The organism is Neisseria sp. HMSC066H01, from assembly GCF_001837375.1.
In the GTDB taxonomy this organism is placed as follows: domain Bacteria; phylum Pseudomonadota; class Gammaproteobacteria; order Burkholderiales; family Neisseriaceae; genus Neisseria.
Genome location: NZ_KV832193.1, coordinates 160,201 through 183,504, shown reverse-complemented (window position 1 = coordinate 183,504; position 23,304 = coordinate 160,201). Strand labels below are relative to the sequence as shown.

28 protein-coding genes are annotated in these 23,304 nt (G+C 51.6%); 6 read left to right on the top strand and 22 right to left on the bottom strand.

Annotation, left to right across the window (positions count from 1 at the left end; genetic code table 11):
* Positions 1–54 precede the first annotated feature (54 nt).
* Both HMPREF2551_RS03320 and HMPREF2551_RS03315 read left to right on the top strand, forming a co-directional pair.
* On the top strand, positions 55–2,328 hold the full coding sequence (locus tag HMPREF2551_RS03320) for a Tex family protein (RefSeq protein ID WP_070837130.1): 2,274 nt from the start codon (positions 55–57) through the stop codon (positions 2,326–2,328).
* Between the two features lie 200 nt (positions 2,329–2,528).
* A complete protein-coding gene (locus tag HMPREF2551_RS03315; protein ID WP_049329464.1) occupies positions 2,529–2,870 on the top strand; it encodes a hypothetical protein in 342 nt (113 codons plus the stop codon).
* 57 nt (positions 2,871–2,927) lie between these two features.
* Here HMPREF2551_RS03315 and HMPREF2551_RS03310 read toward each other — a convergent pair whose 3' ends face one another.
* Positions 2,928–3,818 (bottom strand): LysR family transcriptional regulator, encoded by an 891-nt coding sequence (locus tag HMPREF2551_RS03310; protein ID WP_070837128.1) that lies wholly within the window; start codon positions 3,816–3,818, stop codon positions 2,928–2,930.
* 129 nt (positions 3,819–3,947) lie between these two features.
* Between HMPREF2551_RS03310 and HMPREF2551_RS03305 the strand changes: the two genes are divergently transcribed.
* Positions 3,948–4,343, top strand: a complete 396-nt coding sequence (locus tag HMPREF2551_RS03305) for a DoxX family protein (RefSeq protein ID WP_036492177.1) — start codon at positions 3,948–3,950, stop codon at positions 4,341–4,343.
* 15 nt (positions 4,344–4,358) lie between these two features.
* Positions 4,359–4,964, top strand: coding sequence for a nitroreductase family protein (locus HMPREF2551_RS03300; RefSeq protein ID WP_070837125.1), 606 nt, complete (start codon positions 4,359–4,361; stop codon positions 4,962–4,964).
* Positions 4,965–5,076: 112 nt separating this feature from the next.
* On the opposite strand, the gene cysS is transcribed toward HMPREF2551_RS03300, so the two are convergent.
* From cysS to HMPREF2551_RS03225, 15 genes are all read right to left on the bottom strand, one after another.
* Positions 5,077–6,498, bottom strand: a complete 1,422-nt coding sequence (gene cysS, locus HMPREF2551_RS03295) for a cysteine--tRNA ligase (protein WP_070837123.1) — start codon at positions 6,496–6,498, stop codon at positions 5,077–5,079.
* Positions 6,499–6,641: 143 nt separating this feature from the next.
* Complete coding sequence (locus HMPREF2551_RS03290) at positions 6,642–7,910, bottom strand: Tle-like phospholipase domain-containing protein (RefSeq protein WP_070837121.1); 1,269 nt, start codon at positions 7,908–7,910, stop codon at positions 6,642–6,644.
* Between the two features lie 2 nt (positions 7,911–7,912).
* Positions 7,913–8,587, bottom strand: a complete 675-nt coding sequence (locus HMPREF2551_RS03285; protein ID WP_052014861.1) for a hypothetical protein — start codon at positions 8,585–8,587, stop codon at positions 7,913–7,915.
* Between the two features lie 80 nt (positions 8,588–8,667).
* Positions 8,668–9,822, bottom strand: coding sequence for a GTPase ObgE (obgE, locus tag HMPREF2551_RS03280; RefSeq protein ID WP_070837119.1), 1,155 nt, complete (start codon positions 9,820–9,822; stop codon positions 8,668–8,670).
* Positions 9,823–9,965: 143 nt separating this feature from the next.
* Positions 9,966–10,454, bottom strand: a complete 489-nt coding sequence (locus HMPREF2551_RS03275) for a peroxiredoxin family protein (protein ID WP_004519060.1) — start codon at positions 10,452–10,454, stop codon at positions 9,966–9,968.
* The gene (locus tag HMPREF2551_RS03270; RefSeq protein ID WP_070837117.1) at positions 10,451–10,834 is read right to left on the bottom strand and encodes an acyl-CoA thioesterase; all 384 of its coding nucleotides are present in this window, start codon (positions 10,832–10,834) and stop codon (positions 10,451–10,453) included. Before HMPREF2551_RS03270 ends, HMPREF2551_RS03275 begins: the two co-directional genes overlap by 4 nt.
* Positions 10,834–11,196, bottom strand: coding sequence for a hypothetical protein (locus tag HMPREF2551_RS03265; protein ID WP_003681812.1), 363 nt, complete (start codon positions 11,194–11,196; stop codon positions 10,834–10,836). Before HMPREF2551_RS03265 ends, HMPREF2551_RS03270 begins: the two co-directional genes overlap by 1 nt.
* A gap of 114 nt (positions 11,197–11,310) precedes the next feature.
* Positions 11,311–12,135, bottom strand: a complete 825-nt coding sequence (locus tag HMPREF2551_RS03260; protein ID WP_070837115.1) for an MlaA family lipoprotein — start codon at positions 12,133–12,135, stop codon at positions 11,311–11,313.
* Entirely contained in the window at positions 12,132–12,410 is a 279-nt protein-coding gene (locus HMPREF2551_RS03255; protein WP_036493932.1) for an STAS domain-containing protein, read from the bottom strand. Before HMPREF2551_RS03255 ends, HMPREF2551_RS03260 begins: the two co-directional genes overlap by 4 nt.
* 63 nt (positions 12,411–12,473) lie before the next feature.
* Positions 12,474–13,064 carry an MlaC/ttg2D family ABC transporter substrate-binding protein gene (locus tag HMPREF2551_RS03250; RefSeq protein ID WP_036492158.1) on the bottom strand — a complete coding sequence of 197 codons (591 nt, stop codon included), beginning with the start codon at positions 13,062–13,064 and terminating at the stop codon, positions 12,474–12,476.
* A gap of 32 nt (positions 13,065–13,096) precedes the next feature.
* The gene (gene mlaD / locus HMPREF2551_RS03245) at positions 13,097–13,591 is read right to left on the bottom strand and encodes an outer membrane lipid asymmetry maintenance protein MlaD (protein ID WP_070837113.1); all 495 of its coding nucleotides are present in this window, start codon (positions 13,589–13,591) and stop codon (positions 13,097–13,099) included.
* Between the two features lie 49 nt (positions 13,592–13,640).
* A complete protein-coding gene (gene mlaE / locus HMPREF2551_RS03240) occupies positions 13,641–14,417 on the bottom strand; it encodes a lipid asymmetry maintenance ABC transporter permease subunit MlaE (protein ID WP_070606268.1) in 777 nt (258 codons plus the stop codon).
* Between the two features lie 65 nt (positions 14,418–14,482).
* Positions 14,483–15,283: an ABC transporter ATP-binding protein gene (locus HMPREF2551_RS03235; protein ID WP_070837111.1), complete on the bottom strand. Its 801-nt coding sequence runs from the start codon at positions 15,281–15,283 to the stop codon at positions 14,483–14,485.
* A gap of 230 nt (positions 15,284–15,513) precedes the next feature.
* Positions 15,514–16,392: a hypothetical protein gene (locus tag HMPREF2551_RS03230; protein ID WP_283122405.1), complete on the bottom strand. Its 879-nt coding sequence runs from the start codon at positions 16,390–16,392 to the stop codon at positions 15,514–15,516.
* A 138-nt stretch (positions 16,393–16,530) separates the two neighbouring features.
* Entirely contained in the window at positions 16,531–18,189 is a 1,659-nt protein-coding gene (locus tag HMPREF2551_RS03225) for an ArnT family glycosyltransferase (RefSeq protein WP_070837107.1), read from the bottom strand.
* Here HMPREF2551_RS03225 and HMPREF2551_RS03220 point away from each other — a divergent pair.
* Positions 18,188–18,424: a hypothetical protein gene (locus tag HMPREF2551_RS03220; protein ID WP_070837105.1), complete on the top strand. Its 237-nt coding sequence runs from the start codon at positions 18,188–18,190 to the stop codon at positions 18,422–18,424. The two genes, HMPREF2551_RS03225 and HMPREF2551_RS03220, sit on opposite strands and share 2 nt — an antisense overlap.
* On the opposite strand, the gene rpmE is transcribed toward HMPREF2551_RS03220, so the two are convergent.
* The gene (rpmE, locus tag HMPREF2551_RS03215) at positions 18,414–18,629 is read right to left on the bottom strand and encodes a 50S ribosomal protein L31 (RefSeq protein WP_003681847.1); all 216 of its coding nucleotides are present in this window, start codon (positions 18,627–18,629) and stop codon (positions 18,414–18,416) included. The two genes, HMPREF2551_RS03220 and rpmE, sit on opposite strands and share 11 nt — an antisense overlap.
* 281 nt (positions 18,630–18,910) lie before the next feature.
* Here rpmE and HMPREF2551_RS03210 point away from each other — a divergent pair, with 281 nt between their 5' ends.
* Positions 18,911–19,444 carry an acyltransferase gene (locus HMPREF2551_RS03210; protein WP_036492142.1) on the top strand — a complete coding sequence of 178 codons (534 nt, stop codon included), beginning with the start codon at positions 18,911–18,913 and terminating at the stop codon, positions 19,442–19,444.
* Positions 19,445–19,508: 64 nt separating this feature from the next.
* On the opposite strand, the gene HMPREF2551_RS03205 is transcribed toward HMPREF2551_RS03210, so the two are convergent.
* The 5 genes from HMPREF2551_RS03205 to HMPREF2551_RS03185 form a co-directional block, all read right to left on the bottom strand.
* On the bottom strand, positions 19,509–19,964 hold the full coding sequence (locus HMPREF2551_RS03205) for a four-helix bundle copper-binding protein (RefSeq protein ID WP_070837103.1): 456 nt from the start codon (positions 19,962–19,964) through the stop codon (positions 19,509–19,511).
* Positions 19,965–20,181: 217 nt separating this feature from the next.
* Complete coding sequence (locus HMPREF2551_RS03200) at positions 20,182–21,036, bottom strand: amino acid ABC transporter substrate-binding protein (RefSeq protein WP_070837101.1); 855 nt, start codon at positions 21,034–21,036, stop codon at positions 20,182–20,184.
* A 75-nt stretch (positions 21,037–21,111) separates the two neighbouring features.
* Positions 21,112–21,843, bottom strand: a complete 732-nt coding sequence (locus HMPREF2551_RS03195; protein WP_070606252.1) for an amino acid ABC transporter ATP-binding protein — start codon at positions 21,841–21,843, stop codon at positions 21,112–21,114.
* Position 21,844: 1 nt separating this feature from the next.
* The gene (locus tag HMPREF2551_RS03190) at positions 21,845–22,513 is read right to left on the bottom strand and encodes an amino acid ABC transporter permease (protein WP_070837099.1); all 669 of its coding nucleotides are present in this window, start codon (positions 22,511–22,513) and stop codon (positions 21,845–21,847) included.
* The gene (locus HMPREF2551_RS03185; protein ID WP_049323587.1) at positions 22,503–23,162 is read right to left on the bottom strand and encodes an amino acid ABC transporter permease; all 660 of its coding nucleotides are present in this window, start codon (positions 23,160–23,162) and stop codon (positions 22,503–22,505) included. The genes HMPREF2551_RS03190 and HMPREF2551_RS03185 overlap by 11 nt, the downstream gene beginning before the upstream one ends.
* Positions 23,163–23,304: the final 142 nt, after the last annotated feature.

Here is a 23,304-nt window from a genome sequence, read left to right as displayed (position 1 = left end):
TTTTAAATCAGGCCGTCTGAAATTTCAGACGGCCTGTCCGTTGGAATTCTATTGATGAACATTACTCAGATTCTTTCCCAAGAACTTTCGGCTACGGCCGTGCAAATTAATGCCGCTATTGAGCTTTTAGACGACGGTGCGACCGTGCCGTTTATCGCGCGTTACCGTAAAGAAGCTACAGGCGGGCTGGATGATACGCAGCTGCGCCAGCTTGCCGAGCGGCTGCAATACCTGCGCGAGTTGGAAGATCGCAAAGCCGTTGTTTTAAAAAGTATTGAAGAGCAAGGCAAACTTTCAGACGACCTCAAAGCGCAAATCGAGGCCGCCGACAACAAAACCGCGCTGGAAGATCTGTATCTGCCCTACAAGCCCAAACGCCGCACCAAAGCGCAAATCGCGCGCGAACACGGTTTGCAGCTGCTGGCGGACGTGTTGCTTGCCGAGCAGCCGCAGGACGTGGAAGCCGCCGCGCAAGGCTACCTGAACGAAAACGTCCCCGACACCAAAGCCGCGCTGGACGGCGCGCGCGCGATTTTGATGGAGCAGTTTGCCGAAGACGCGGAACTTATCGGCACGCTGCGCGACAAGCTGTGGAACGAAGCCGAAATTCACGCGCAAGTCGTTGAAGGTAAAGAAACCGAAGGCGAAAAATTCAGCGATTATTTCGACCACCGCGAACCTATTCGCACCATGCCCAGCCACCGCGCGCTGGCGGTTTTGCGCGGCCGCAACGAAGGCATTTTGAACATCGCGCTCAAATACCAGCCCGACGACACGCCGATTACCCAGCAAAGCGAATACGAGCAACTCATCGCCCGCCGTTTCAAGGTTTCAGACGGCCACAAATGGCTGCGCGATACCGTGCGCCTGACTTGGCGTGCGAAAATCTTTTTGTCGCTGGAACTCGAAGCCTTGGGCCGTCTGAAAGAAGCCGCCGACACCGATGCGATTACCGTGTTCGCCCGCAATCTCAAAGACTTACTGCTCGCCGCGCCCGCCGGACGGCTGACGACTTTGGGTCTCGACCCCGGCTACAAGAACGGCGTGAAATGCGCCGTGGTGGACGACACGGGCAAGCTGCTGGATACCGTTATCGTTTATTTGCATCAAGAAAACAATATGTTGGCAACGCTGTCGCGCCTGATTAAACAACACGGCGTGAAGCTCATCGCCATCGGCAACGGCACCGCCAGCCGCGAAACCGACAAAATTGCGGGCGAACTGGTGCGTGAAATGTCGAAAATGGGGCTGCACAAAATCGTCGTTTCCGAAGCCGGCGCGTCGATTTATTCCGCGTCCGAACTGGCGGCGCGCGAGTTCCCCGACTTAGACGTTTCCCTGCGCGGCGCGGTGTCCATTGCCCGTAGGCTGCAAGACCCACTCGCCGAGTTGGTCAAAATCGACCCCAAATCCATCGGCGTGGGGCAGTATCAGCACGACGTGAACCAAAGCCAGCTCGCCAAATCGCTGGACGCAGTGGTCGAAGACTGCGTGAACGCCGTCGGCGTGGACGTGAACACCGCCTCTGCCCCGCTCTTGGCGCGGATTTCCGGTTTGAATCAAACCCTTGCCCAAAACATCGTCGCCTACCGCGATGAAAACGGCGCGTTCGACAGCCGCAAAAAATTGCTGAAAGTACCGCGTTTGGGCGAAAAAACCTTCGAGCAGGCGGCAGGCTTTTTGCGGATTAACGGCGGCAAAGAGCCGCTGGACGCGAGCGCGGTGCACCCCGAAGCCTATCCCGTCGTCGCCAAAATGCTGGCGCAACAAGGTATTACCGCCGCCGAACTCATCGGCAACCGCGAGCGCGTGAAGCAAATCAAAGCGTCCGACTTCACTGACGAACGCTTCGGCCTGCCGACCATTCTGGACATCCTGTCTGAGCTGGAAAAACCCGGCCGCGACCCGCGCGGCGAGTTTCAGACGGCCTCATTCGCCGAAGGCATCCACGAAATCAGCGACTTGCAAGTCGGCATGATACTCGAAGGCGTAGTTTCCAACGTTGCCAACTTCGGCGCGTTCGTGGACATCGGCGTCCATCAGGACGGTTTGGTGCACATCTCCGCCCTGTCCAACAAGTTCGTCCAAGACCCGCGCGAAGTGGTGAAAGCCGGCGACGTGGTGAAAGTGAAAGTGCTGGAAGTCGATGCTGCGCGTAAACGCATCGCGCTGACTATGCGACTGGATGACGAACCGGGCGGCGCAACCAAAGGCAACAGGCCGTCTGAAACCCGATATCAGGAACGCCGTGACCGCAAACCCCAACGCAACGACCGCGCCCCAACCAATTCGGCGATGGCAGATGCGTTTGCGAAGTTGAAGCGGTAAGGTAGAGAACCAATTGAAGGTCGTCTGAGAAATGATGTTCAGACGGCCTTTATCGTATGGGGCGAATTAGATAATTGATGGAGTGGATATAGTGATGCGTCTATTGAATATTACCGATACATTTTGTAGTAGGCACATGCAAACAAGCGTATAGTTCCAAATATTACAAACCCATCATCACAACCTTAGGAGTTCAAACCATGAAACCTGTTTTGTTTGCCGCGCTGATTTCCTGTTTCTCCGTTGCGGCCTATGCGGCCTGTACCGACAGCCAGCAGCAGTGCGTGATTTATAAAAACGGTAATGTTGCGACAGAAGGCGGCTGTACAGTCAATAAGTGTCAGAATGCTGATGCGCAAGTGTTGAAATGGAAGCTGAAAAACGGCAAAGGCGTAACCGTGGAAATCGGTAAAAACGGTAAGGTTTTGGTGAACAAGAAACCGGGTGCGAAAGCGAACAACAGCAATGCGTCAGGCATGGGTTTGACATGCTATGCCGCCGATGCGGACAAACGCGAACAGTTCTGCTCGACCAATTATTGATTGGATTGTTGCTTTGATTAAAGGCCGTCTGAAAAGTGTTTCAGACGGCCTTGATGTTTATCCTTCCGATATTTTTTCATTGAAAAAGTCGATAAAGCTGCGCACTTTCGCGCTGAGAAAGGCCCTGTCGACATAGGTGGCGTTCAGTTGGTCTGTCCAGATGGTGTAATCGGGCAGGAGTTGGACCAATGTACCGTCCTTCAATTCCTGCTGGACCGCCCAAAGGGGCTGATAGCCTATGCCTGCGCCTGCTTTAATCAGCTCGCGTATCATCAGCGTGTTGTCGCTGCGGATAACGGGGGAGAGATGGAGAATGGCTTTTTCTCCGGTGTGGCGGTGGGTAATTTCCCAGTTTTGTTGACTGGTATAGGAAGGCAGGATGGCTTGGTGCTGCATGACGGCTTCGGGTGTATCGGGTGTGCCGTGCCGGGCAAGATAGTCGGGTGCGGCAAGCAGGACGAACTCAATTTTGGCCAGCGGTTTGACGATCAGCGAAGGGGAGGGGGTTTTGGAAACGCGTAAGGCGAGGTCGAAACCTTCGGCGATGAGGTCGATATGGCGGTTGTCGAGGACGAGGTCGAGCGTGACTTTGGGATAACGCTGGCGGTATTCTGCCAACCATGCGCTCATATTGCCACCTGCAAACCACAAGGGCATGGTAACGCGCAACATACCTTGCGGCGTGTCGGCACCGCCTGCCGCTTTTTGGGCGGCGGTGTCCAAGGTATCCAGCGCGTAGCTGCATTGGCGGTAGTATGCTTCGCCTGCTTCGGTCAGATGAAGGTTGCGGCTGTTGCGGTGTAAGAGCTTGGCTTGAATGGTGTTTTCCAGATGGCTGACGTGTTTGCTGGCCATGGCGGTGGAGATATTGAGCTGATCGGCAGCACGGGTAAAACTGCCGCTTTGAACAACTTGGCGGAAAACTTTTAGGCTGAATAGGGTGTCCATGATTTCTTATTAGGAAACGTTGTATCAATAATTCGAGTATATATCTCTTACTGGGAATTATCTATACTGCACTTATTGAAATTGCTCCCTACCTCTTTCAGGTAGCCATTTAAGATAAGGATTATTAAGATGTCAGCCCTCAAATCATTCCAACCTGTTGTATTGTCTGTCTTGCGCATTGTGACGGCGTATCTGTTTTTGCTGCATGGCACGGCCAAGTTTTTCAGTTTTCCGATGTCCATGGGCGGCGCGCCCGAAGGCTTGATGCTGGTGGCCGGTATTTTGGAAATTGTCGGCGGTATCTTATTGATATTGGGCCTGTTTACGCGTCCGGCCGCGTTTGTTTTGTCCGGTCAGATGGCGGTCGCCTACTTTATGGCGCACGCGTCTTCTGGTAATGTTTTGTTTCCATTGGCCAACCAGGGTGAATCTGCCGTTTTGTTCTGCTTCGTGTTTTTGTACCTGGCAGTAGCCGGTGGCGGAGCGTGGGCTTTGGATAACGTTTTTGGCAAAGATAAAGATTAATTTAAGGAAAAGATCATGACTTATTCTGTTTTGCAACAAGCTGCTGAAACCCGTCGTTCTATTTATGCATTGAACAACACCCTACCTTTGTCCAATGAGGAAGTAAGCAAAATCATCGAACACGCCGTTTTGCATACGCCGTCTTCTTTTAATTCGCAATCTGCCCGAGTGGTCGTATTATTTGGCGAAGAACATGCCAAAGTGTGGCATTTTGTCGAAGAAGCTTTGCGTGCAATTGTCCCTGCCGAGCAGTTTGAAGCCACTGCCCAAAAACTGAACTTGTTTAAAGCAGGTGCGGCGACAGTTTTATTCTTTGAAGATCAAGATGTTGTCAAAGGCTTGCAAGAGCAGTTCCCATCTTATGCGGCCAACTTCCCAATCTGGGCGGATCAGGCAAATGCCATGGTTCAATATGCCGTGTGGACAACATTGGCGGCTGCCGGTATCGGCGCCAATCTGCAACACTACAATCCGCTGCCTGATGCGGCCATCGCCAAAGAATGGAACCTGCCGGAAAGCTGGTTATTGCGTGCGCAAATGGTGATTGGTGGTATCGCGGCTCCTGCCGGCGAAAAAGCCTTCCAACCAATCGAAGGCCGTCTGAAAGTATTCGGCGCATAAATGAAATGATGTTTTCAACAAAGGGCGCGATGTTTGCGCCCTTTTTGAAATAGCAAAATTAAAAAGGCCGTCTGAAAACAGTTTCAGACGGCCTTTTATCTATGCCATGAAATCAACCGCGGCGCCAAGTTGTACCGCCGGCATTGTCTTCCAGAATGATTTTGTGTTCGTTCAGAAGGTCGCGGATACGGTCGGATTCCGCCCAGTTTTTATCCGCGCGTGCCTGTTTGCGGCGGGCGATTAAGTCTTCGATTTCTTCATTGGAGAGGCCGTCTGAAACCGCGCCGCCTTGCAGGAACTCGGTCGGATCGCGTTGCAACAGGCCGATGATGCCGCCCAAGGCTTTCAGGCAGCCGGCGAGGTGTGCATCATTGGTTTTGTTCACTTCGCCTGCCAGCTCGAATAGTACGGCAACGGCTTCGACCGTGCCGAAATCGTCGTTCATGGCGGCGTAGAAGCGGCGGGTGTAGTCGTTGGCGTTTTCAGATAAATCAAACTCAGCCGCTGGCGTGTTTTTCAAGGTGGTGTACAGGCGTGTCAGCGCGCCTTTTGCGTCGTCTAAATGCGCGTCGGAGTAGTTCAGCGGGCTGCGGTAGTGGGCGCGCAGGATAAAGAAACGCACGACTTCCGGATCGTATTGTTTCAACACTTCGCGGATGGTGAAGAAGTTGCCCAACGATTTGGACATTTTTTCTCCGTCCACACGGATGAAGCCGTTGTGCAGCCAGTATTTGACGTGGCTGGCGATACTTTTACCGTGATGGGTTTGCGCATGGTCATGGCCGCAGGTATGGCCGCTTGCGCCGACGCTTTGAGCGATTTCGTTTTCATGGTGCGGGAACTGCAAATCCGCGCCGCCGCCGTGGATGTCGAAAGTATCGCCGAACAGGTTTTCACTCATAGCAGAGCATTCAATATGCCAACCCGGACGGCCGTTGCCCCACGGGCTTTCCCATGCCGGTTCGCCTGCTTTGGCGGCTTTCCACAACACAAAATCAAGCGGATCACGTTTGAAACCGTCCACTTCCACACGCTCGCCTGCGCGCAGGTCGTCCAACGATTTGCCCGACAATTGACCGTAAGCGGTAAACTCACGCACGGCGTAGTAAACGTCGCCGTTTGCGGCAGGGTATGCCTTGCCGTTTTGAATCAGGGTTTCAATCATGGCAATCATCTGCGGAATGTTTTCTGTCGCCTTCGGCTCGATGTCGGGACGCAATACGCCCAGAGCATCGGCATCTTCGTGCATAGCCTGAATGAAACGCGCAGTCAGTTCGCCGATGGTTTCGCCGTTCTCAGCCGCGCGTGCGATGATTTTGTCGTCGATGTCGGTAATGTTACGCACATAAGTGAGCGGATAACCGCACTCGCGCAACCAGCGGGCAATCATGTCGAATACAACCATCACACGGGCATGGCCTAAGTGGCAATAGTCGTAAACGGTCATGCCGCAAACGTACATACGCACGTTTTTAGGATCGATGGGGGAGAAGGGTTCTTTTTGACGGGTAAGGGTGTTGTAGATGGTGGTCATGGGAGAGTTTTATTAATTAAATAATTTATTTTTAGGCTTTCTATAGAACTAAAATTTTAACCTCTTCCTTGGTCATTTGATTTTTGAGGTTTTTAGGAAAAAGATAAATTAAAGTTCTAAAGGAAGTTTAGTAGAAAATTAAATTAGCCGAATGATCGAGAAAAGACTCTCTGTTGCTCTTCATGCTGGAACGCTTGACTCTTCTCAGCTACTAATTCTTGTTGTCTATCTTGGTTTAGCGCTACATTTTGACGGATTTTTTCGTCAAAAAGAGCAACCTGCTCAGGATGTTCTGCAAGTACCCTTTGAGCATATGAACCATCAGTATCATTGATAAGTCCTCGCAGCATACCTTTGACTTCGTCATATTTGGATTGTGGGATTTGTGCTGCAGTGGAGGAGGTTGCAACAAGACGATTTGTATTGTCATTCTCTTTTAGTGGAAAATTACTATCGGTTATAAGTTGGGCAAGTTGGCTTTCAGTGGTATTGACGTTTGCTGAGAGATTCAAGGCTTTTTTTCCCCAGTTAAATGCATCTTTCCCCCAATTAATCGCATCTTTCCCCCAATCAAGCGCTTCTTTGCCCCATCTAATTCCATCGTTTATTCTATCTTTAATAAATCTAATATTTCTTCCTATTGTTTGTACGTCTGCTTCAAATTCTGTACGGAATTCTTTAATTAGATTTATATGCTCAGAGGCAAAAGAATGGCTTTGAGCTGATAGTCCGCCGTTTTTGAAATTGTCAAGTCCATGACTTGCTGCGGCACCTAAGATTGCAAGTGACCATGTGCGATTTAGAGATATATTAAAGCGTCCGAAACCGTGAAGATATAATGCCTCTTTTTCACCCTCGTGCAGATAATATTTAACGTTGCCTAAATGCGGACTTGCAGAGCTAACAGGATCGATACCACGGACATGATTTGTGATTAATTTGGCATTGGATTGTTTACCAGGTTGTTTCTCATTCAGCTTGGCTGCACCATAGGCATTGAATGTTTCAGTTTGTTGCCCATAATTGTAGCCACACAATTGTGCTAGAGCTCCGCCGAGAGAGTGTCCTGACTGGTGAATTACGGCTCCTAGATAACGCGTTTGAGTTAATGATATAGCTATTTCTGTCAATTTCTTGGCATCGGGATATTGATTGTTTCCTTGATTGACTGCCATGCCTAAATCGGTCAGTATATCTGTGGCTTTTGCATTTTTTTCGGGCCATGTACCTCTATGAGTAACAACTAGTTCATTGGTGTCTTTTCTGTACAGGACATAGCCGTCGTAGCCAGATTTAGTATGGAGAGATTTGACAACTTCATATTCTACATTATCAATTCCTCGAATATGTTGACCTTCTTTTAGATTTTTATAAGCTAAATCAGCAGTTGCAAGATAATTTTGCGTTTTCATATTTAGGCTCTCCGTATTTCAAGTTCAATACTAAATGCATCTTTTAAATCAATGCCTCTTTGTTGCGCTTGTTCTGCTGTAACTCCACTGGAAACAAGACCAGTTTCACTATCTAACCAAGTAGCAATTGGATAATCTGCTTTTTGGTGATAGTAGATTAAGTTTACTGTTGTACCTTTTTCTGCCATATTTTTCCATACGGTATCGTCAATATATGCTGAAAAAAGGGTACTTTTTTTATTGTTATCAGCTTTGAATTCTAGAGAAACACCATAATTTTCCCACAAACACACTCCCTGACCAAAATAGTCTTCATTCAAAGGCCTATCGGTATAAAATTCCCCTTGATAAACTGTATCGCTGATTTTTTTTAAGGTAAATTCAGGTTGGTAAACTGCATACGCGGTTGCGCCAGCTGCACGGTTGGTGGTAATCATACAATTCTTTGCATCATAGTTTTCTACCAGTCTGGAAATTTCAAATTTTCCTGGTGCATTTTTAAACGTAACCGTCAATTCGTATTTTTGATGCTTTTTCGGATTCTCGGTTACAACAGGGTCACTTTCTGCTTTGGGTAGTCCGTGAAAGTCATAAGCTGAATCAAACATTTTTCCATCCTCCAAGTTGCAGGCTGATAGCAGAATTGCTGAGCCTATTAGGGTTAATACTTTTCTCATGCTAAAATTCTTTCCTAATTTCATAATTTTGTTAAATATATCTTTCCGATAGAATAAACGAAATGTAGGCCGCTACAGAGTTATTCAGTCTTCAGAATATCTGTATTTGTTTTAGGCTGCTGCTCGGCAATCTCAACATTTGCCGCTGCCTGTTCCGCTTCTGCTTTTTCGGCTTCGATGCGTTTTTTCTCGGTCAGGTATTGGTTGATTTGGTGTACCAATTCCTGCGTGCCTTGGTGGGTCAGGGCGCTGATTTGGAAGAGGCGCGGGGTTTCCATGTCGAATTGGAAGCGGTCGTCTGGTTTCGGATAGTCCCAGCCGATGGCTTCGAGGAAGGCGGTGGTGCGTTCTTGGGCTTCTTCTTCATCGAGCATGTCGAGTTTGTTCAGCACCAGCCAGCGCGGTTTGTCGTAGAGCTCTTCGTCGTATTTGCGTAATTCGTTGATGATGGCGAGTGCTTCTTCGGCGGGGTTGACGGTTTCGTCGAAGGGTGCCAAATCGACGACGTGCAGCAACAGGCCGGTGCGCGATAGGTGTTTGAGGAAGCGGTGGCCGAGGCCTGCGCCTTCTGCTGCGCCTTCAATCAGGCCGGGGATGTCGGCCATGACGAAGCTGTGGTTTTCGTCGATGCGCACGACGCCTAAATTCGGATGCAGGGTGGTGAAGGGGTAGTTGGCGATTTTGGGGCGTGCGGCGGATACGGCGGTAATTAGGGTGGATTTACCGGCGTTGGGCATACCTAACAAGCCGACATCGGCGAGGACTTTGAGTTCGAGTTGCAGGGAACGGGTTTCGCCTTCTTCGCCGGGGGTGGATTGTTTGGGCGCGCGGTTGACGGAGGATTTGAAGTGGATGTTGCCCAAGCCGCCTTTGCCGCCTTTGGCGAGGCAGACGCGCTGGCCGTGGTAGGTGAGGTCGGCGACGATTTCGTCGGTGTCGAGGTCGCGGATAAGGGTGCCGACGGGCATTTTGAGGACGATGTCGTCCGCACCTGCGCCGTAGCGGTCGGAGCCGTGGCCTTTTTCGCCGTTTTTGGCTTGGTAGCGTTTGACGAAGCGGTATTCGACGAGGGTGTTGGTGTTTTCGTCGGCTTCTGCCCATACGCTGCCGCCTTTGCCGCCGTCGCCGCCGTCAGGACCGCCGCGCGGTACGAATTTTTCGCGGCGGAAACTGGTTGCGCCATTACCGCCTTTGCCTGCGGCGACTTCGATTTTTGCTTCGTCGATAAATTTCATGGTGTTCTCTTATGGGTATTCGGTTGTTTCAGACGGCCTTTGTTAATAGAGGAGCTTGGTGTCTGAACGGATAAAATGTTGCTTATTATAAAGGATATTTCGGTTTTAGGCCGTCTGAAATGTGGTTTCAGACGGCCTTGGATTTATTGGGCGAGGGCTTGGTCAATTTCTTGGTAGAGTTGGGTGAAATTGGGTTCGCCAACGTAGGTTTTGAGGATGTTGCCGTTTTTGTCGATCAGGACGGAAGTCGGGTAAACCTGTGTGCCAAAGGCTTTTGCGGCAGTTTTGTCGGCATCGTACATGACGGTGAAAGGAAGGCCGTATTCTTTGACGTACTGATGGACGCTTTCAATGGGGTCGATGGGTTGGGCAATGCCGAGGACTTGGAAGTTTTTGCCTTGATAATCTTGGGCGGTTTTGATGATTTTAGGCATTTCGCTCACGCAGCCGGGGCAGGAGGGAAACCAGAAGTTAATGAGGGTAACTTTGTCTTTTAAATCAGCGTTGGTAATGGTTTTGCCTTGCAGGTCGGGCAGGGCGAAATCAGGGGCGGCTTTGTTGCTGGGGATAAGGACGAAGGCAAGAAGCGCGCCAATCGTGGCAACGACAAGGAGTGTGAGTATTTTTTTCATGATTCGAGGTTTTGAATGGCGTGTGCTAAGGTTTGGGGAACGCTGATGCTGCGGCCGCTTTCGCTGCTGACGGGCATAAGGGTCACTTCGGCTTCGATGGCGGCTTTGCCGTTGGGCAGGGTCGCGGTTTGGCTGAGGATGATGTGGCGTGTGCCGATGTCTTTCAGACGGCCTGTAAAGGTTAAAACATCGCCTTCAAGCGACGGACGGCGATAGCGGATGTCAACGCGTGCAACAACGAGCATGATGCCTTCGAGTTCGGACAGAAGCTCATGCTCTTGAAAAAACGTCCAGCGCGCTTCTTCGAGAAATTCGAGATAGCGCGCATTATTGACGTGGCCGTAGCCGTCGAGGTGGTAGTTACGGACGGTCAGTTTCATCAGTTGAGATTGATGGGTTGGAACTCTTCGCGTGCGATGGGTTCGTGTTCGAGGTCGGTAATCACGGTGGAGAGTTGGATGTCGAACCATTCGTTGAAAATGTCGGCGTCCAAATCCGGCCATTCGCTTTCGTCTTCGCACCAGTCGGCCAATTCAGCAGCAAAAATGTCTTCAAAGCGCGCTTCGATTTCATCCCATACTTCGTCGGCAGTTTCGCACGGGCGAACGAGGTAGGAGTTGGCATCGGCTTGGATATCTTCAAGCGTCAGGCCATCAAGGTGATTGCCGGGCAGGGATTTCAGCCAGTTCCAAAAAGGATCGAGGGGGATAAGCAGGAAGACGCTGCGGTTGACTTCGTACATGGTGTTTTCCTTGGTTTCTGTATAGTTGAATGATATAGCAAAGGTGGGGGACTGGCTATCTTTTGGGGGATAAAGGCCGTCTGAATTTCAGACGGCCTTTATTTTTGGGAACAATCAGGGATTTTCTGATGGTGTTTGATACAGGGTTTGGGGATTGGCTGTATCGGGGATTTCTGCCGGAGCGGATTGGGGTGCTACCGGTTCGGAAGTGGTGTTGCTGTCCACCAAGTCATCGATGTCGATGTTGTCGTCTTCGTTTTGAGGGAGCGTGCCGCCGGTTTGTTGGGTGCGGACTTTCATGTAAAGGTCGCGTGTGTAGCTGTATTTGTCGATGGCTGCACCTTCGAGGCTGTCGGTCAGGTCGAGCAGTTCTTCACGGGTGTTGATGGCTTGCTGGCCGGTTGTGCCCCAGCGTCCTGCTCTGGTGTGGAAGACGGCATTTTTAACCGGATAGACGGTGGTGACGGCGTTGCCGACGGTATCGCGTACGGTAGACGGGCCGAGTAGGGGGACAACGAAGTAGTTGCTGTTTTTCCAGCCCCATGAGGCGAAGGTATCGCCGAGGGTGTTTTTATTGCTGGGCACACCGCCTGCACCGGCTACGTCGATTAAACCGCCAAGGCCGAAGGTGGTGTTGATGCCGACGCGGACGAGGTCTTCGCTGGCGCGTTTGACGTCAAGGCGCAGTACATTGCTGCCGAAGCTGACGACATCGCGCAGGTTGTTGAAGAAGTTGCTCACGCCGGTACGCACCGGTTTGGGCGTTATTTTGCGATAACCGCGTGCGACAGGGGAAAGGACGTATTTGTCTGCTTTGTCGTTGAACTTGGAAACGGTACGGTTGTAGCCTTCGTAAGGGTCGGCTGGATTGCGTTCGGCAAGTGCGGGAGCGGAGGCTATGCTGATGAGGAGGCAGAGTGAAGCGGTGGTTTTTTTCATGATTGCAACCAGTCTTTGATTTCGTAAAGTTCGGCCAGTGCGCGGACGGAATCGGGAATGTTTTGAATGGTCGGTTTTTTGTCTGTCCGGCGCAGAGCGTTGAGCAGCAGGGAAACGCAGGCTGAATCTGCTTTGCCTACTTGGCTGAAGTCTATGCTGTCTGTTTCTTTCAGACGGCATTGTTGTTCGTAGCGCGCAAAGGCGGAGGCAGTCAGGGTTTTGACGGTAACGTCGCCGCTGATGTAGAGCGTGCCGTTGCGGATTTCTGTTTGCATGGTGTCTTTATGATGTAAGGCACCATGCCGTCTGAACATCAGGCGGCATGGTGCGGGGGTGGATTATTTACCGCCGTTTTTGGCTTTCAAGTCGGCAATCAGGCCGTCGATGCCTTTGGCTTTGATGGTTTCGCCGAATTGGTTGCGGTATACGGTAACCAAGCTTGCGCCTTCTACTGCGACATTGTATGCGCGGTATTTGTTGCCGCTTTGGTAAGTGGTGAAGTCCATGTTGACCGGTTTTTGGCCGGAAACGTTGATTTCGGCGCGGACAACGATTTCTTTACCGCCTTTGTTTACAACAGGGTTGTCTTTGATGTTGACCTTGGCGTTTTTGAATTTCAGCATGGTGCCGGAGTAGGTGCGGATCAGCAGGGTTTGGAACTCTTTGGTCAACGCTTGTTTTTGTGCGTCAGTTGCAGTACGCCATGGGTTGCCGACGGCCAAAGCGGTCATGCGTTGGAAGTCGAAGTAAGGGATGGCGTAGGCTTCAGCTTTTTGGCGTGCGGTGTTGGCATCGCCGCTGTTGAGGATTTTCAGCACTTGAACGGAGTTTTCACGGACTTGGTTGACTGCGTCGGCAGGAGAGGCAAATGCCATGCTGATGCTCAATACGCCGATGCTCAATGCGCTGATGAAGGAAGTTTTTTTCATGGGAGTGTCCTGAATATTGGGTTGATATGTGTTTATTGTTCGTTTTGACCGGCAGATTTACTGTCTGCGTTTTTTTCGGCAAAGCTGGTCATGAATTTGCCGATAAGGTTTTCCAAAACCATGGCGGAGCTGGTGACGGTAATGGTGTCGCCTGCCGCCAAAGAATCAGTATCGCCGCCTTGTTGCAGGCCGATGTATTGTTCGCCCAACAGGCCTGAAGTCAGGATTTGTGCGGAAACGTCGCTGCTGAACTGATATTGGCTGTCCAGATTGAGGGCGACTTTTGCCTGATAGGATTTAGGATCGAGCTGAATGGAGGCAACACGGCCCACCAGTACGCCTGCGGATTTGACCGGAGCGTTGGTTTTCAAGCCGCCGATGTCGCTGAAATCGGCATAGACGGTGTAGGTTTGTGATGATTTGCCGAACGATTGACCGCCGGCGGCGCGGAAGGCGAGAAAGCCGATAGCGGCCGCGCCCAGTAAGACAAACAGTCCTACCCAAAATTCCAAAGCATTTTTTTTCATGTGCTATTGTCCTTGTTTCATTCTTTTTAAGTGTCGTTTCAGACGGCCTTTAGTCGGTAAACATCCACGCGGTCAACATAAAGTCGACGGCAAGGATGGTCAGGGCGGAAGACACTACGGTGCGTGTACTGGCGCGCAAAATACCTTCGGAAGTTGGTACGCAGTGGAAGCCCTGATGTACGGCGATTAACGTAACGGCTACGCCGAAAGCGGCGGATTTGATTAAGCCGTTGAGTACGTCATAATGAAAGGTAATGTTGTTTTGCATTTGCGACCAGAAAATACCGCCGTCCAAACCCAGCCATTCGACGCCGACCAAATACGCGCCGTAAATACCGGCAACATTGAAAATCGAAGCCAGCAAAGGCATGGAAAACACGCCTGCCCAAAAGCGCGGTGCAACCACGCGTGCCACGGGGTCGACCGCCATCACGTTCATTGCTTCAAGCTGCTCGGTGGTTTTCATCAAGCCGATTTCGCTGGTCATGGCACCACCCGCGCTGCTGGCAAACAGAATAGCCGCCAATACGGGACCCAATTCGCGCAACAGGGAAGCGGCAACCATATAGCCCAAAATATCGGCGGATTTGAATTTTGCCAGCTGCGTATAGCCTTGCAAGCCCAATACCATGCCGACAAACAGGCCGGACACGGCAACAATCAGGACAGACAACACGCCTGCAAAGTAAACCTGGCGGATGCTCAGGCGCGGGCGGGCAAATGCCGTACCTGATTTGGCCAGGATATGCAGGAAAAACAGCGTAATACTGCCCAGCGATTGGATGAAGCCGAGGGTTTTTGCCCCGACAGAACGGATAAAATTCATAGGTTTCAGTTGATTGGTTAAATGGTTTTCAGACGGCCTTGTTTAAGTTTCAGGCCGTCTGAACATCAGCCCAGCAAGTCTTGTTTTAAAGTCGTTTGCGCCGGATAGCGGTATGCGACAGGGCCGTCTGCCAAGCCGCCGACAAACTGGCGTACCCAAGGCGAATCGAGTTCGCGCATTTCTTCGGGCGAGCCGGAGAACATGATTTCGCCGTGTGCCAAGAAAATGACTTGATCGACAATTTCCAATGATCTTTCAATATCATGCGTTACCATCACGCTGGTTGAGCGCAGGGCTTTGTTGGCACGGCTGATGAGGTGGGCGATGACGCCCAGCGAAATCGGGTCGAGGCCGGTGAAAGGTTCGTCATACAACATGATTTCAGGGTCGAGCGCAATTGTACGCGCGAGGGCGACGCGGCGCGACATACCGCCGGAAAGCTCCGAAGGCATCAGGTTTTCAACACCGCGCAAACCGACTGCATTCAGTTTCAACACCACCAAGTCGCGGATGACTGCTTCGGGCAAATCCGTCAGCTCGCGCATGGGGAAGGCGATGTTGTCGAAGACGGATAAGTCGGTGAACAATGCGCCGTGTTGGAACAAAACGCCCATGCGGCGGCGGTGTTCGTACAGCTCCTGCGCCGAAAATGCGGCCAAATCGCGCCCTTCAATCAGCACTTTGCCCGATTGTGGGTGAGTTTGACCCGTAATCAGGCGCATCAGCGTGGTTTTACCGCTGCCCGAACCACCCATTACGGCGGCGAAATTGCCTTGTGGAATGCTGAAGTTGATGTTGTTCAGAATAGGACGGTCGCCATATGCGAAGGCAACGTCTTTCATTTCGATGAAGGGTGTGGAACTCATGCAGGAGGGGAGTGTCGGAAAATGTATTTTAATTACGGGTATTGTAAAGGGTATTGGATATTCGGGCAATTTTCAGACGACCTGCGTTTAGGAATAACGGGTAAAAACGTGTGAAAGAACGCAGAAGCGTTGGTGCTACGGTCGTTTGTTGTATGTTGTGTCAAACATACAGACAGTTGTGTAGGTAAGTAAAAAGGCGGGTAAATATGCCCGCCTTGTTTTTAATATTTCTACAAACCTTCTACCTTGATGTCTTTGGCATTAGCATGAATGAAGGCTTGAGTCGCTTTCATCGTGGCTTGGATGCGCGGATCGTTCCAGCGCACGATTTGGTTGTTTTCATCGCGCTTGTCCGACCAGATAATCACGCCGTCGGTGTATTTTTTGCTGATTTCAAGCATTTTGCGCCAGCGGACGGGGTCGATGAACTGTTTGAAATAAGGGCTGTTGGTGGCCGAATAATATTGCGGCCAGATGTAGCCGATGATTTTTTTATTGGGAAAGCGTTGATGGATGTCGTCAACGGCGGTTTTGACGTCTTTTTCCCATTGCACCAAATCGGGGGAAGTGATGTAGAACACAGGATTGGCATAGTCGCTGATGGCGGCGGTGGGCGCACGGCGTTTGCTGACTTGCCGCCATTTGGCCAAGATGGCTTCGTTGTCAACGTTGGGGCGGTAGTGGCGGATGCCGTGCAGGTGTTCGGAAGGCATGCCGTAGTTGCTGATGACGGCGCGCGGGTTTTCTTCTCTGAAGATTTGGTACATCCGGGCGAAGTCGGTTCTCAATTCGTCGGGTGTCAGCAGCTGGCCGTCTTTTTCGGCAAACCAGCTTTCGATGTCGGTGGAAATGATGCGGTAGCCTTCGCGGCGCGATTGTTTGGCCAATTCGCGGATACGCGCTTCGTTGAGTACGCCGTGTTTGCGTTTGCCTGTCGGATCGGGTTTGACCAGCTCGCTTTCGTAAACCAAGAACACTTTAGAGAGTTTGTCGGCGGTCAGGTCGGGTTTGCCAACGTAGTCCATGCGGTCGTAGATGATGAAATCTTTGGCATGGGCGGAGAGGGCGGTCAATAAGAGGACGAGGGGCAAAAGGCGGTTGGGTTTCATGTTTTTAGGCAGATAAGGGAAAAGGGCCATTGTACGGGAAGCGGTGTTAAAGTAAGTCAAAGGCCGTCTGAAAGGATAAAAGTTCTTTCAGACGGCCTTTGTTGAACGGAGAATTTCCGGTTTTGAGGCTGGTGTGATTTACTGCGCCGCAGTTTTTTCCAGCAATAGGAAAGTCTCGGCTTTGTTGCGCGGTCTTGCGCCTTGCCACAAGGTTTGCCAGCCCGAAGGTGCGCCGATGTTGGCGGCTTGGCGGATGAGGCGGTAGCGGCAGGACGGGTTGTCGGTTGTGGTTTTAATATGGCTGTATTGTGTCCACGCAATGCGTGTGCGCTGGTCTTGGCCGTCGATGTTGATACATTCGAGGCCGTCTGAAAGCTGCTGTTTCAATTCGGCAGAAAGCGCGGCTTCCATTTGGTGTACCACCGGCGCATGGCTTTTTGCAGCGTTGAGCCACGGTAAAAACAGGGTCATCAGCAAAGCCCAGGCCAAGGTAACGCCGGCCGCCCAGTTGGTGACAGCTTGACGGCCGCGGATGTTTTTACGCGTAATCGCCCAAAGCCATAACGGGGTAAACAGCAGGGCGACGGCCATCGGAATCGGGTCGATGTCGGGGATGTAATACGGGCTGAAATAGGCGGAGCGTTCGGCCAGTTTGGCAGGCCAGCCGTAGTTCATGGCGAAGAAGCCCAGCCACAGGAACACGGCAATCAAACCGAATGCCATGATGCCGAACCAGTTGATAAATGCCGCCGCGCCGCGACGCAGGCCGTCCAGTTGTGCCGCGCCGAGCAGAGCGAGTGGCGGCAGCAGCCAAACGAGGTTGTCTTGCAGGCGTTGCGGATTGATGGCGAGTAGGGCTGTCATGATAACCAGCCACGACAGGCTCAGAATGCCCCAGTTTTTATCGTGGATACGCGTGCGGCTGAGCGTCCATGCCGCCAGCGGCCAAGCAGGCAGAGCAAACCACAGCAGGTTTTTCAGATAATAAGGCAGGTTGAAGGCCGTCTGAATTTGATGGAAGCCGCCGAATACGCCTAAAGAATAATGGTTGAACCATATATCAAACCATTCGGGATGGGTTCTGGATAAAACCAGCGGATACAGAATCAGCAGGGGCAGGGAAACGACAATGGCGCCAATCAGAGTCAGCAGATAGCGTTTGCTTTGCCAAGTGGAATGGAACGACAGGGCAAGTGCCAAAAACATCATGGCCGCGGTCAGCAGATAGCCTGAGGAAAGGGAGAGTAAAACCCAGCCGCTGCACAACAGCAAAATGGCAATAATGACGCGGCGGCGTGCCAGTGAAAAGCCGCACAGAATCAATCCAAATGCGGCAAAAGCAGCCGACATGAGGTTGAGGAAGTGGGCGATGGGCAGCAAACCGATGCTGCCGATAAGGATTAAGACAACGCTGCGGCCGTGGTGTCTGCCGAGAAAGTTGAAACCGGCAAAACCGCAGGCGGTCAGTCCGACGGCGGTAAATACCACGCCGGCAAAACGTGCGGCATCATAGGCATCGGCCGCCCAAGGCGAAAACAGGGTTTGGAATGCGGTTGCCGCCCACAAAAAAGCCGGGGAGATAGTAAAGTCGGGTTGGCCGAAGATTTGCGCAACCAGCAGGCTGCCGCCGTTTTTCATGGATTCGGAGGCGGTAAAGAGAGAGGGTTCGGCAGGGTTCCACAAGTCATGCGAGAACACGCCCGGCCACAGCCAGGCAAAGGCCATCAGCAGCAGGAGCCATGGTTTTTCATGGGTTTTTTGGGGGCGGCGCGGATCGGGCGGTGTGTAAGTCAGCATGGAAGGTCAAAAAACGGTTGGTTTGAATGGCAATGGTACAGGGTTTGACGGGTTTGCGCGATATGCCGGACCGGGGCGCTTTGTAAAAATCATGTTTACCGCTGGTTTTTTCGGGTATTTGAAAGGATGTTTATCCGATATGGCGAGGCCGTCTGAAAGAAAGGTTTCAGACGGCCTGAATGCAAAAAAGACTGCACGAAGCAGTCTTTTTGACAAAGCGGCAATTAGCGTTTGAACAGGTTGCCGAATTTGTTGTTGAATTTGTCCACGCGACCGGTAGTGTCGACGATTTTTTGGGTACCGGTGTAGAAAGGGTGGCACAGAGAGCAAACCTCAACGTTGAAGCTGTCTTTTTCCATTGCGGATTTGGTCACGAATTTGTTGCCGCAAGAGCAGGTAACGTTGATTTCGTGGTAGTTCGGGTGAATACCTTGTTTCATTTGATTTCCTTTCGATTAAGCGGGCACAGGGGTTTTGCCTGTACTTCAGTTAAGCGTGGGATTTTCGCTATTTTTGGCTGTTTCGTCAAGCGGATATTTTGCATAGCGGGCAGTTTCGCAACAGGCGAGAACAGTTTAGAATAGAGTTTCAAACTAAATATTGTGTAATCGGGCTGTAATTCAACTGAAAAGAGGATGTAAAACCTCTTCTAGATGTGAAACTTTAAGAAAAATAATAGTCTGATTAATATTTACGCTTTTACGAACAGGAGACGGAATCCATGCAAAAAAGGATATTGACGCGTATTTTGCGTGTCTGGGGAGGAATGTTGCCTCCGTCTTATTGCAAACCCTTCGGCCGGATTGCGCAAAAATTCCGCGCCGCTTTGGCTGCGTGCATTTCCCCAAACATCGGCAAAAACGTCAATATCGAAAAAGGCGGATATGTTTTTCCGGATACGGTAATCGGCGACAATTCGGGTATCGGAGTCAATTGCGAAATCTGCCATGGCCTGACCCTCGGCAAGAACGTGATGATGGGGCCGGAATGCCTGTTTTATTCGACCAACCACAAATTCAACCCTGAAACCCGCCGCTTTGAAGGCTATACGGACATCCGCCCGATTGTGATTGAAGACGATGTTTGGATCGGCCGGCGTGCGATTATCATGGGCGGCGTTACCATCGGCAAGGGCGCGGTAATCGGCGCAGGTTCGGTGGTTACCAAAGATGTGCCGCCTTATTGCGTGGCCGCGGGCAATCCTGCGGTTGTGAAGAAAAAGCTGTTGGATGAGCAAGAGCTTGCAGCTGAATAGCGTGAACGAAACCATAAACAAAAGGCCGTCTGAAAGATTTCAGACGGCCTTTTTTCAATAGTGCTTAAGCGGCAATTTTTTCGCATTCTTTAATGCAAGCCAAGCAAGATTCGTAGCAGGCTTTGCATTCAGCGTGGTGGCTGGCGTGTTCTTTGCAGGCGGCAGCACATTGTTTGCAGGCTTCGATGCACACTTTTGCCAAAGACGGGGTCAGGCGTGAATTTTGGGCAGCGAGGTTTTGCAATGTGCCGCACAGTGCCAACATTTGGTTAGCGCCGGCTGCGCAGTCTTTCATGGAGGTATCGCCTTCGCTCAACAGGGCGATGCAGTGTGCCAGACAGATTTGACCGGCTTCAACGCAATGTGCGGCCGCTTTGCGCGCAGCTTCGTAGGCGCGCGGTGCAGAATGCGCGTGACCAGCATGGTGTGCATGGCCTGCATGGTCGTGAGCACGGGCGAAAGAAGCGGCGGCGGTGAGGGAAACAGCAGCAGCGCTGCCGATAAATTGACGACGGTTCATAAGATAGAGTCCTTTTTGCTTTGTAGAAATATCGGACGAATTATTTCATCCATTATTAAAAGGTTATCATGTTATTCGTTTTTAAACAACAGGCCGTCTGAAGATATCGATAATACGTTCAGATGGCCTGTTGTTAGGTATGATATTTGTTTAAATCAATCACAAATCGGATGGCTGAAATACGGCCAAGTGACTTTTTGCCGAGAAAATAGTCGGTTTATTCCGCCAACAATTCTTCCGGTTTGACTTTCTCGCCATACACGGGCAAGAGGGTTTTTTCATAGGCGGCTTTCAGACGACCGTCTTTTTTCATGGCGGCGATTTCGCCGTTGACCCAGTTCAGGAGGTCGGTGTTGCCTTTTTGAACAGCCGGGGCGATGAATTCGGCAGGGCCGAGGTTGCCGATGGCGACTTCAAAATTCGGGTTTTCTTTTGCCCATGCCCACAGCAGGGCGTTGTCGTGGGCGAGTGCTACGCCGCGGCCGTCTTTCAGTGCGTCGAAGGTTTCGGTATTTTGGTCGAATTTCAGCAGTTTGACTTCAGGATGGTTTTTGGTGAAGAAGGCGTCGGCGGTGGTGCCTTTGTTGACCAGAAGGGTTTGGTCTTTCAATTGCGCAACGTCAGTAATCGGTTTGTCTTTGGGGGAAACTACGCCCAAGGCCACTTTCATGTAAGGATCGGCGAAATCGACGGCTTCGGCGCGTTCGGGTGTTTTGGTGAAGTTGGCGAGGATGAGGTCGACTTTGCCGGAACGGACGTATTCGACGCGGTTTGCGGCCTCGGTCAGGACGAATTCGACTTTGTCAGGGCTGCCGAGCAGGTCTTTGGCCAGGTCTTTGGCGATTTCAACGTCAAAGCCTTGGTTTTTACCGTTGGCGTCAACATAGCCGAACGGAGGCTTGTCGCCGAATACGCCGATACGGATGACGCCTTTTTCTTTGATGGAGGCAACGGTTGCCGCGCCGCTACTTTGTGAAGATTGGGCATCGCCGGAGCCGCCCCCGCAAGCAGTCAGGCCGACGGCGATGGCGGCGGAGGCGAGGAGGGCTTTGAATTTGGCATTCAATTGCATGAGTGTTTCCTTTTCAAATGTTTGGTTGAAAGTGGAGGCCGTCTGAAAAAGGGTTCGGACGGCCTGAAAATAAAATCAGTAGTCCATGCCTGCCAAGAATTGGCGGGCGCGTTCGCTTTTGGGGGCGGAGAAGAAGGTTTCGGGGTCGGACGATTCGACGATGCCGCCTTTGTCCATGAAGACGATGCGGTCGGCAACTTTGCGGGCAAACCCCATTTCATGGGTTACGATGAGCATGCTCATGCCTTCATGGGCGAGTTCTAAAACCACTTCCAAGACTTCGCGCACCATTTCGGGGTCGAGTGCGGCGGTGATTTCGTCCAGCAGGATGACTTCCGGATTCAGGCACAGGGCGCGGACAATGGCGATGCGTTGTTTCTGGCCACCGGAGAGTTCGCGCGGATAGGCATTTTTGCGGTCGAGCAGGCCGACGCGTTCCAACAGTTTGTCGGCTTGTGCCTCTGCTTCGGCACGGTTGCGGTTTTGTACTTTCACCGGGCCTAAGAGGATGTTTTCGATGACGGTCATGTGGGCAAACAGTTCATAGCTTTGAAAGACCATGCCGACTTTTTGCCGGGCAGTTTGCCAGGAAACGTCTTTGCCGAATTCGCCGACACCGTCCATCACGATGCTGCCGCCTTGGTGCGGCTCCAAACCGTTTACGCAGCGCAGGAGGGTGGATTTGCCGCAGCCGGACGGGCCCAGCAGTACGATGACTTCGCCTTTTTCCAAGTCCAAGTCTAAGGATTGAATGGCGGTTACGTTGCCGTATTGTTTGTGCAGGTTGCGGATGCTCAGTAAAGCCATGTCAGTGTTCCCATTTTTGTTCAAGTTTTGCCGCCAGCAGCGACAGCGGCCAGCAACAGAAGAAATACAGCATAAAAATCAGGCCGTAAACCCAAAATGAAGCATTGGGTTGCGTCAGCAGCGAGTTTTCGATGATTTGCTGGCCGACTTTGACGACTTCGATGACGCCGATAAGGGAGGCGAGCGAGCTGGTTTTGATCATGCGCGTAAACAGATTGACGGCGCCGGGCAATACGCGGCGGATGCTTTGCGGCAGCTCGATGTAGCGGAATACCTGCCCGCGGCTCAAGCCGAGTGCCAGGCCTGATTCGACTTGGTGTTTTTCAATCGATTCCAATGCGCCGCGGACTAAATCGCCCATTTCGGCGATGCCCCACATGGTAAATACCCAGACGCAGACCCAAAATCCGTCGATGTGGATGCCTGTCCAGACGGATAGGCCGAAATACAGGCCGAACAGCCACACCAAAATCGGTACGATTCGGATGGTTTCGAGATAAAACCGTCCGATAAAGCGGATGAGCCGGTTGTGCGAACGCAAAACCAAGCCGAACAGCGTACCCAATACGCAGGAGGCGGCAACGGAGACCAGGGAAATCTGCGCCGTCAGCAACAAGCCTTCGCCCAAGCGTGCCGCATTTTGTCCTTCAAACAGCCAGTCAAACACCATATTTTGCACTCCGTACGCGGTTTTCTGCCCAGCGCGCCAGAAGCGAAACGGGCAGAAGGATGATCAGGTAGCTGGCAAACAGCAGGAACAAGGCTTCGTTGGTTTTGTAGTCCATGCCGATGATGTCTTTGGTAACGAACAGCAATTCCGCAATGCCGACCGCGCTGACGATAGATGTTTCTTTCATCAAAAACAATACGTTTGCGCTGATGGCGGGAACGGCGACCGCCCATGCCTGAGGCAATTCGACATAGCGGAACACTTGAAAGCGGCTCAAACCGATGGCCTTGCCCGCTTCGATCTGCCCTTTGGGGACGGCCAGAATACCGGCACGGATGGCTTCCGCCATGTAGCTTGCGCCCAAGAAAACCAGTGCGATTACGCCGCAGGTAAAACCGTCCCATTTAATGCCCATTTTCGGCAGGCCGTAATACAGGAAAAACAATTGGATCAGCAGGGGCGTATTGCGCGACAGCTCGATATAGGCGCGTGCCAATGCGTAGAAGGGGCGGATGCGGTATGCCGTAACCACGGCAACGGGCAGGCCGAACAGCAACGACAAAACGACGCCATATACCGACAATTCCAGCGTCAGCTTTGCCGCATCGACGAATTTGGGGATGGCATCGATCAGATAAGACCAGTTCATCAGAGTCAGACAATCAGCATGATAAAGGCAGTATTTTAACGGGTTTGTAAGGGAGTGTTAAATAATGGATAGGAATATCGATTGTGGATAAAACACAAAAAATGGAATAAGGCAAAGGCCGTCTGAAACGTTTCAGACGGCC